The sequence below is a fragment of the Flavobacterium sp. RHBU_3 genome (assembly GCF_046613565.1).
Classification (GTDB): domain Bacteria; phylum Bacteroidota; class Bacteroidia; order Flavobacteriales; family Flavobacteriaceae; genus Flavobacterium.
Genome location: NZ_JBKJHC010000015.1, coordinates 77,564 through 85,262, shown reverse-complemented (window position 1 = coordinate 85,262; position 7,699 = coordinate 77,564). Strand labels below are relative to the sequence as shown.

General features: G+C 40.4%; 8 protein-coding genes. 4 read left to right on the top strand and 4 right to left on the bottom strand.

Translation table 11 applies throughout. The features are described 5' to 3' along the window. The first annotated feature begins 79 nt into the window (after nt 1–79). Both ACLI1A_RS17880 and ACLI1A_RS17875 read left to right on the top strand, forming a co-directional pair. Nucleotides 80–565 carry a hypothetical protein gene (locus tag ACLI1A_RS17880; RefSeq protein WP_411410061.1) on the top strand — a complete coding sequence of 162 codons (486 nt, stop codon included), beginning with the start codon at nt 80–82 and terminating at the stop codon, nt 563–565. Between the two features lie 166 nt (nt 566–731). Next, on the top strand, nt 732–1,775 hold the full coding sequence (locus ACLI1A_RS17875) for an NAD(P)/FAD-dependent oxidoreductase (protein WP_411410059.1): 1,044 nt from the start codon (nt 732–734) through the stop codon (nt 1,773–1,775). Here ACLI1A_RS17875 and ACLI1A_RS17870 read toward each other — a convergent pair. Then, entirely contained in the window at nt 1,747–2,058 is a 312-nt protein-coding gene (locus ACLI1A_RS17870) for a DUF983 domain-containing protein (RefSeq protein ID WP_411410058.1), read from the bottom strand. The genes ACLI1A_RS17875 and ACLI1A_RS17870 overlap by 29 nt on opposite strands. 149 nt (nt 2,059–2,207) lie before the next feature. Here ACLI1A_RS17870 and abc-f point away from each other — a divergent pair, with 149 nt between their 5' ends. After that, nucleotides 2,208–4,127, top strand: coding sequence for a ribosomal protection-like ABC-F family protein (gene abc-f / locus ACLI1A_RS17865; protein ID WP_411410057.1), 1,920 nt, complete (start codon nt 2,208–2,210; stop codon nt 4,125–4,127). Nucleotides 4,128–4,183: 56 nt separating this feature from the next. Here the strand turns inward: abc-f and ACLI1A_RS17860 are convergent, their stop codons facing one another. Both ACLI1A_RS17860 and ACLI1A_RS17855 read right to left on the bottom strand, forming a co-directional pair. Beyond that, a complete protein-coding gene (locus ACLI1A_RS17860) occupies nt 4,184–4,492 on the bottom strand; it encodes a hypothetical protein (RefSeq protein WP_411410056.1) in 309 nt (102 codons plus the stop codon). Nucleotides 4,493–4,572: 80 nt separating this feature from the next. Next, entirely contained in the window at nt 4,573–5,541 is a 969-nt protein-coding gene (locus ACLI1A_RS17855) for an App1 family protein (RefSeq protein WP_411410055.1), read from the bottom strand. Between the two features lie 70 nt (nt 5,542–5,611). On the opposite strand from ACLI1A_RS17855, the gene ACLI1A_RS17850 reads away from it, so the two are divergent. After that, a complete protein-coding gene (locus ACLI1A_RS17850; protein WP_411410054.1) occupies nt 5,612–6,490 on the top strand; it encodes a diacylglycerol/lipid kinase family protein in 879 nt (292 codons plus the stop codon). Here ACLI1A_RS17850 and ACLI1A_RS17845 read toward each other — a convergent pair. Then, entirely contained in the window at nt 6,487–7,653 is a 1,167-nt protein-coding gene (locus ACLI1A_RS17845) for an 8-amino-7-oxononanoate synthase (protein ID WP_411410052.1), read from the bottom strand. The genes ACLI1A_RS17850 and ACLI1A_RS17845 overlap by 4 nt on opposite strands. Nucleotides 7,654–7,699: the final 46 nt, after the last annotated feature.

Here is a 7,699-nt window from a genome sequence, read left to right as displayed (position 1 = left end):
GGTATAGCTGGCTGTTTTAATTACATTTGTTCTAAAGCTTTCGTTTCCAGATGTTTTTCTATCAAAAACTGCCTTGCCAATGAGATTTTTATTAGTTTTTATAGCTTTGTTTTGTCTTCATATTAATGGACAAACTCTTAATAACCTTAAGGATAAAATGACTCCGGAGTGTATCTGCTTTTTAGATGGGAAATTATTTCCGATGGATAGTCTTAGAGAAATTAGTCCAAAAAAAATGTCAGTTGGTTTTATTATAAATAGAAATGATTCTTTTTTAAAAGAGTATTTTTCCGACACAGTGGATTGGATTCTATTTTATTTCACAAATAAACATACTAAAAAAATATCATATTCAAAATTATCAGAATATAGGCGTCTAAATAAAATGAATTATATTTATGTTGTTAACAATAAGTTGTTTACGGGTGATGATTCTGAATTTTTTCGTTTTAAGATTTTCAAAGAAAATATTATAATGACTGATGATGTTATTTTTAAGAGCCCTGAATTTCCTCAAGAGGTTAATTATACTTTCTTTGTTTTTAGAACGTATACTAATCCTTAATCATAGCACGTAAATGTTGTACAGAAAACTTAAATAGTCTTAAAGTCATTTGTATGTGAAACAAATGTTTTTTGATTTCCAGTGTGTTTTAAGTTCTAATCATCATTTCTGCAACTATTGAGTTTTATCATTCCTTAGCTTGAAATTCTCTTAGTATCTTTGTCACATGAAAGATTTTATCATTGTGGGTGGTCATTTGGCCGGTATTGCATTTGCAGAAACAGCTTTGCAACACGGAAAATCTATCCTTATAATATCCAATAGCTCACAAAATTCAAGTCTCGCTGCTGCCGGAGTGTATAATCCTGTAGTTCTTAAACGGATGAAACCTACACAGGATGCTTATGAGCATATAATGTTTATGAAGCCGTTTTATGAGAATTTGGAACGAAAGTTGGGGGTGAAAATTGACCATAATGTACCTTTATACAGGAAATTCGCTTCTGTAGAGGAACAAAATATGTGGTTTGAGGCTATTGATAACCCTAAACTTACCCCATTTTTACATCCGGAGGTCATTCATGAGAAGTTTGAAGGTGTGCCTTCTCCATTTGGTTTTGGCAAGGTACTCCATACTGGTTATGTCAATACAAATACGTTAATACCGGTCTATTGGGGACATAGCAAAAAAGAAGGTACACTTTTAGAGGAAACTTTTGACTATGCCGCGCTTAACATCTATGACGACTACGTGGAGTATAAAGGAACTTTGGCGAAGCATATTGTATTTGCAGAGGGGTTTGGTATAAAGAACAATCCTTATTTCGGTTATTTACCTTTAAATGGTACTAAAGGCGAACTTTTGCTTATAAAAGCTCCGGAGTTGAAGTTGACAGTGGGCATTAAGGCCGCATTATTTGTGTTACCTGTGGGTAACGATTTGTACAAAGTAGGTGCCACTTACGAGTGGGAGGATAAAACATCGATACCAACAGAAGCTGCTAAGCAAGAACTTGTAGAGAAATTGGCTGAGATAATTACCTGTCCGTATGAAATTGTTGACCATTATGCGGGTGTTAGGCCTACCGTAAAAGACCGGAAAGCATTGGTAGGTACGCATCATATCTGTAAAAACGTACATTTATTAAACGGACTGGGTACAAGGGGTGTAATGCTTGCACCATTTATGGCTAAAGAATTGTTTGAATCAATAGAAACCGGGACGCCTGTAAAGCGGGATATTAATTTGAATCGTTTTCCTTTGCTTTAATATCGCGCCAGTCTTTGCGGTATTTAATAAAAAAGTTAATCCATAAATTACGCGCAAGCCTCATTTGATACGGCATTAGTATGATGAGTGATACTATTATTGCTATAAAGTCGGTTTCCAGGCTTGCATTACAAAATACATGCGATATTATAAATGTAGCTACGGAGAATGCTACGCCTAAACCATAACTTACATACATAGCACCATAAAAAAACGAAGGTTCTATTTGATAATGCAGGCCACAGTGGCTGCATTCTTCGTGCATATCGAAGATTTTGCTCAAATACCATGGGTTTTTGTACTTATACATACTTTCTTGATGGCATCGGGGGCAGGTTCCTGTTAAAATGCTATATAGTTTGCTTCCTTTTTTTAACATTTGCAAAAAGTATTATCTTTCCACAAATTTACGATTTATAACGGCTACATAGAATGCTAAACATACATAATTTATCGGTTTCCTTTGGCGGAACCTACTTGTTTGAAGAAGTAACTTTCCGTCTTGGTGCCGGCGACCGTGTGGGTCTTGTAGGCAAAAACGGTGCAGGGAAATCGACCATGCTTAAAATACTTTCGGGAGATATTAAACCCGATTCGGGGGTTATCGCTACAGAGAAAGAAGTTCGTATAGGTTTCCTGCGACAGGATATCGATTTTATTCCCGGGCGTACTGTGCTTGATGAAGCTTACCAGGCTTTTGAAGATATTAAAGAAGTAGAGGGTAAGATAGATGATATAAACCATCAGCTGGCTACCCGTACCGATTATGAAAGCGATGGGTATTCTAAACTTATAGAGGACTTGGGCGACTTTACGCACCGCTATGAAATTTTGGGTGGATACAACTATGTAGGCGATACCGAGAAGATATTACTGGGGCTTGGTTTTAAACGTGAGGATTTTGATAAGCTTACTGATACTTTTTCGGGAGGATGGCGTATGCGTATAGAGTTGGCTAAACTGCTACTACAGTCTAACGACGTGCTGCTGCTGGATGAGCCTACAAACCACCTTGATATAGAGAGTATCATTTGGCTGGAATCATTCCTTAAAACTTATCCGGGCGTAGTGGTTATTGTGTCGCACGACAAAATGTTCCTGGATAACGTAACTAACCGTACCATAGAAATCTCACTGGGTAAGGCATATGATTTTGCCAAACCGTATACTGAATACCTTGTTTTACGTCAGGAAATACGCGAAAAGCAACTTGCCACACAAAAGAACCAGCAAAAAAGTATAGAACATACCGAAAAGCTTATTGAGAAATTTCGTGCCAAAGCCAGTAAGGCATCTATGGCGCAATCGTTAATTAAGAAGCTTGATAAGGTAGAGCGTATTGAAGTAGATGAAGATGACAACTCAGTAATGACTATTTCGTTCCCGGTTTCGCAAACGCCGGGCAGGGTAGTGGTAGAAGCCGAACACGTAACCAAAAAATATGGGGATAAGCTGATACTAAAAGACCTGAACCTGCTTGTAGAGCGTGGCAGCAAAATTGCTTTCGTAGGGCAAAACGGCCAGGGTAAATCTACTTTTGTAAAGGCGATTGTTAACGATATAGACTATACCGGTACCATAAAGCTGGGACACAATGTGCAGCTAGGATATTTTGCACAGAGTCAGGCGGAATATCTTGATGGGGAAATCACCCTGCTGGAAACCATGGAAAATGCCGCTAACGACACCAACCGTATGAAGGTGCGCGATATGCTGGGTGCTTTCCTGTTTAGGGGAGATGATGTAGAGAAGAAGGTAAAAGTACTTTCGGGTGGTGAGCGTAACCGATTGGCACTTTGTAAGCTATTGCTTCAGCCTATAAATGTGCTGGTGATGGACGAACCTACAAACCACCTTGACATTAAATCAAAAAACGTACTAAAGGCTGCCCTTCAAAAGTATGAGGGGACCTTGCTTATTGTAAGCCACGACAGGGATTTCCTTCAGGGGATGAGCAATATAGTATACGAGTTTAAGGACCATAAGATAAGGGAATACCTGGGTGATATAAACTTCTATCTGGAACAGCGCAATATGCAGAATATGCGCGAGGTTGAAAAAAGGGATGTGCCGGCAGCACAACCTGTAAAACAGGAAAAAACAAAACAACAACCGGTTAGTTTTGAAGACCAGAAGAAAAGCAAGGCACTGCAAAACAAGCTGAGTAAAATTGAAAGCCAGATAAGCCAGCTGGAAAACGATATACAAAAAGACGACCGTGCACTGGCAGAACATCCTGAAAAGCTGATGGGCGACGCCTCTTTTTTTGCGGCATACGAGCAAAAGAAAAAAGATTTGGATGCACTTATGGCAGAATGGGAAAATGTACAGGAAGAAATAGAAAATGCATAAATAAAACCCTTCCATTTCCTTGCTGAACCAGTTTAGAAATGGAAGGGCTATAATTGTTATTGTTTCTTTTCTACCGTTACCTCTTTTTTGGTAATGGTAACATTACTTTTATTATCACCGTCTTTATTCTGAATGCTAAAGCCGTCTTTGCTCACATTTACCGAAGTACCATCAGGGTCTTCAGTAGTTGTGGTAGTGGTTGTCGTAGTTGTGGTGTTAGTCTGTGGCTCGGGTTGCGGTGTAGGCGTTGCCGGTTGTTCTACCGGAGCAGGTTCTACGGGTGGCGGGGTTACGGGTTCTTCCTTTTGCTTACACGAAGCCAGTAATAGCACGGCTGACGCTGCGGTTAATAATGCCTTTTTCATGATGTTTTCATTTTTAGGTTATTAGTAATCATAAAATTACAATCCATATCCCTAAAATAAACCTAAGGCAAACTTAAAACTTACTTAATCAATCCAATACGCCTGCTATGATCTATGGCATCGCTGCTGTCTTTAAAATAGCAGGCGGCTACACCCATGCTTTCCATGTTTTTTACGGCTTCTTCAGCTTTTTGTTTTTTATTTTGCCCGGTTTGGCGTATGTATACTGCCTTTACGGTTACGGGGAATATCTTGCAGATGTTTTCGTATAAAAAAGGATCGTGCTGAGAGTCATCGCCCAGTAGGGTGTATTGCAGGTGCGGGTAAAATTCCAGTATGTGCTTTATCTTATCAAACTTATGGTTGTGGTTGCCGCGCCCGGTTACCAGGAAATCCATAAGGCTTGTTTTTATGTCTTTTAGCAGCAGTACAGCGCGGGGCAAATTGTGCCTGGTGGTAAACTTTACAATAAAGTTGTACAGGTTCCATTCGCTGCTGGATACGTAAAAGAAAGCATTCTGCTCATCCTTATTGTTGCGCCCGGCGGTACTCAGCGCCTGGTAGTGTGGCACTACGTTTTCAAATATTTTACGGCTGTTAATGTTTTTAAACAACAGTATGTAAATCTTCTTAAAAATGTTTCGGGTGTGCGACACAAGGAAGGTATCATCTATATCCGATATAAACCCCAGTGTGCCTTCATGCGGACGCACATACGTACCCTTTTCGCGGATTTCCTCGCCATTGTGGTTGATGCTTACATAGTAGTCGGCCCAACCGAAAGCCAGCTCTTCTTTTAACGGAATACAGAATTTAAAATAACCGTCGGCAAGCGTTTTGGTACGTATTTTTTGCCCGTTATGTTCCAGGAAAACCTCGGTGTTTGGTATGGTTTTTACCAGGAACATTTTTAGTATGGACTGTGCATTTTTAAACCTCTTTTTCTCAAACTCATATTCGTTTGCAGTATTGGGTCGGAATACATGCCCGAATACAATAAACTCCTGGTCATTGGCATAGCCGCGGTAAAGCCTGAGTATGGGTTTCATCAAATTTTATAAATTTTATAAGAAGCTCGAATGTTCCTTTTACCTAAATTTAGTTCAAAAATCAGTATAAATGCCCACCCAAAAGAAATTTTTGCTAATAATTAACCCTATTGCAGGGGGTAACGATAAAACCGAACTGAAAGAGCAGGTGCTACAATATGCAACAGAGCAATGGATAGAGATAATAACCTACGAAACTACCGGGAAAAATGACGAAGCCGAAATTCAGAAGTTATACTTGGAGCACGTTCCCTCACGTATACTGGTGGCAGGGGGCGATGGTACCATAAAGCTCGTGGGTGAGGCCATAGGCCAGCACGATGTAATTGTAGGTATATTACCGGCCGGTAGCGCAAACGGGCTTTCAGTAGACCTTAATTTGCCTGCTGATATTGAAGAAATACTGCAAACGGCTTTTCATGGTAAGTATATAGAAATGGATATGGTAAGCATTAACGGCAAAAAAAGCCTGCACCTTAGCGACCTGGGTGCCAATGCCGAGCTGATAAAGAACTATGAAAGTGGTAATGTACGCGGAAAGCTGGGGTATGCCATACATGCCTTTACCACATATAAAGAACTTGGCGATCCGTTTAATGTGAGTGTTACAGCTAATGGTGAAACCTTGCACAGTGAGGCGCGCATGGTGGTGATAGCTAATACCCAAAAATACGGTACAGGTGTAACCATAAACCCATTAGGTAAAATGGATGACGGTAAGTTTGAAATTGTGATATTAAAAACACTCGACCTGCTTTTTATAGGCCGTATACTTACCGGTAATATGCCTGTGGAAGACGAGGAACACGTGCATATAATTTCTACCGAAAAAGCACTAATAACTACTGATGTTCCGGTGAGCTTTCAGATAGACGGTGAGTTTTGCGGACAGGAAACCAAGCTGGATGTGTTTATATTACCACGGCAAATGCGGGTAGCGGTGCCTTAAACCGAGACGGGTACTTCGGCTTTAAAAGGGCTGCGTTCATTCCATGCTACCTTTGGGTCAAAGTAATTAAACAGCCATTCCATACTGCGGTTAATCAGTGGTGTGGTATGCTTTATAAGTCCGTACACCGGCTCGGCCTGCGCACCTACAGAACTTTTTATCTCCATAGCCGAACGCCCGTAAATAATATGGTTAAACTGTTTGTTAATGCTATACGCGGCCATATCATACAGCATGTTTAGGTACAGCATTTTCTCTTTCTGTATAGAAGCGTCATACCCCAGGAAATAGGTATCCATATCGGCGCCGTTTTTTATCAGGGTGTTAAAGCCTACCATTTTCCCGTCAAGGAAATAACCGTAAAACCTGAAGTTGTCGCCCAGTAGCTTTTTAAAAGTATAAAAATGATCCACGGGCAGATGAAAGGTATTAAAAGATGCATTTCCGGCTACAGTAAGGTACAACTCCTGTATAATGGTGCCGTATCGTTTTATTTCATCACAGTTTAGCTGTTTCTTTTCTATTCCTGCTGCTTTTTTGCGTGCGCGGTTGTATTGCGTGCGGTATTTGGTGCCCAGTGCAGCCAGGTAGTCGTCCATGTTTTCCCAGTCGTACCTGCGGTTAAAAACCATGTTTGGCTGTGTACAAAACTTGTAATACCCGGTATAACCTGCCGCATCAAAATCAGGATATTCACTTTCGTTAAAATCCTTAACGGTAATCAGGTTAATGTATATGCACTGTTTACGGTAGTGTTTTTTAAGGGCATATAGCGCCTTTTCAAACTGTACCAATGCAGCAACTTCGTCTACACCTTTGTCCAGCAGGTACGCATTTTGGCCAGTAAGCATATTATTGCCCAGTACCAGTACCTTCGAGCTGAATTTTTTAAACAGGTATTCCTTAACGCAAAAACCTCGTTCGCGTTGGCCAAGGGTATTTACATCGCTAAGGTTAATGTATTGGGCCAGGGCTATGCCACAAAGCATATCCTCCTTAAACAACCCAATGAAGTGGGGTGTAAGGTTTTCCGGGGCCGATTGTTCTAAAACCGAAAGATAGGCTTTAGACAAAAATATGTTGCTTACGGCAAGGGTATCCCAGTTGTCCGGCAGGGATGCCACAGTGCTGTAAAGCCTGAAGTGCAGTGTGTGAGTAGGCATATTATGTATAGCCTTCCCGAAGGAAAGCTATACAAAGTTATAAAAT

Excerpts from the sequence above, each read along its gene's own strand:
- ACLI1A_RS17845 (WP_411410052.1), bottom strand. The coding sequence starts at position 7,653 with ATGCCTACTCACACACTGCACTTCAGGCTTTACAGCACTGTGGCATCC.
- ACLI1A_RS17850 (WP_411410054.1), top strand. The coding sequence starts at position 5,612 with ATGCCCACCCAAAAGAAATTTTTGCTAATAATTAACCCTATTGCAGGG.
- abc-f (WP_411410057.1), top strand. The coding sequence starts at position 2,208 with ATGCTAAACATACATAATTTATCGGTTTCCTTTGGCGGAACCTACTTG.
- ACLI1A_RS17875 (WP_411410059.1), top strand. The coding sequence starts at position 732 with ATGAAAGATTTTATCATTGTGGGTGGTCATTTGGCCGGTATTGCATTT.
- ACLI1A_RS17855 (WP_411410055.1), bottom strand. The coding sequence starts at position 5,541 with ATGAAACCCATACTCAGGCTTTACCGCGGCTATGCCAATGACCAGGAG.
- ACLI1A_RS17880 (WP_411410061.1), top strand. The coding sequence starts at position 80 with ATGAGATTTTTATTAGTTTTTATAGCTTTGTTTTGTCTTCATATTAAT.
- ACLI1A_RS17860 (WP_411410056.1), bottom strand. The coding sequence starts at position 4,492 with ATGAAAAAGGCATTATTAACCGCAGCGTCAGCCGTGCTATTACTGGCT.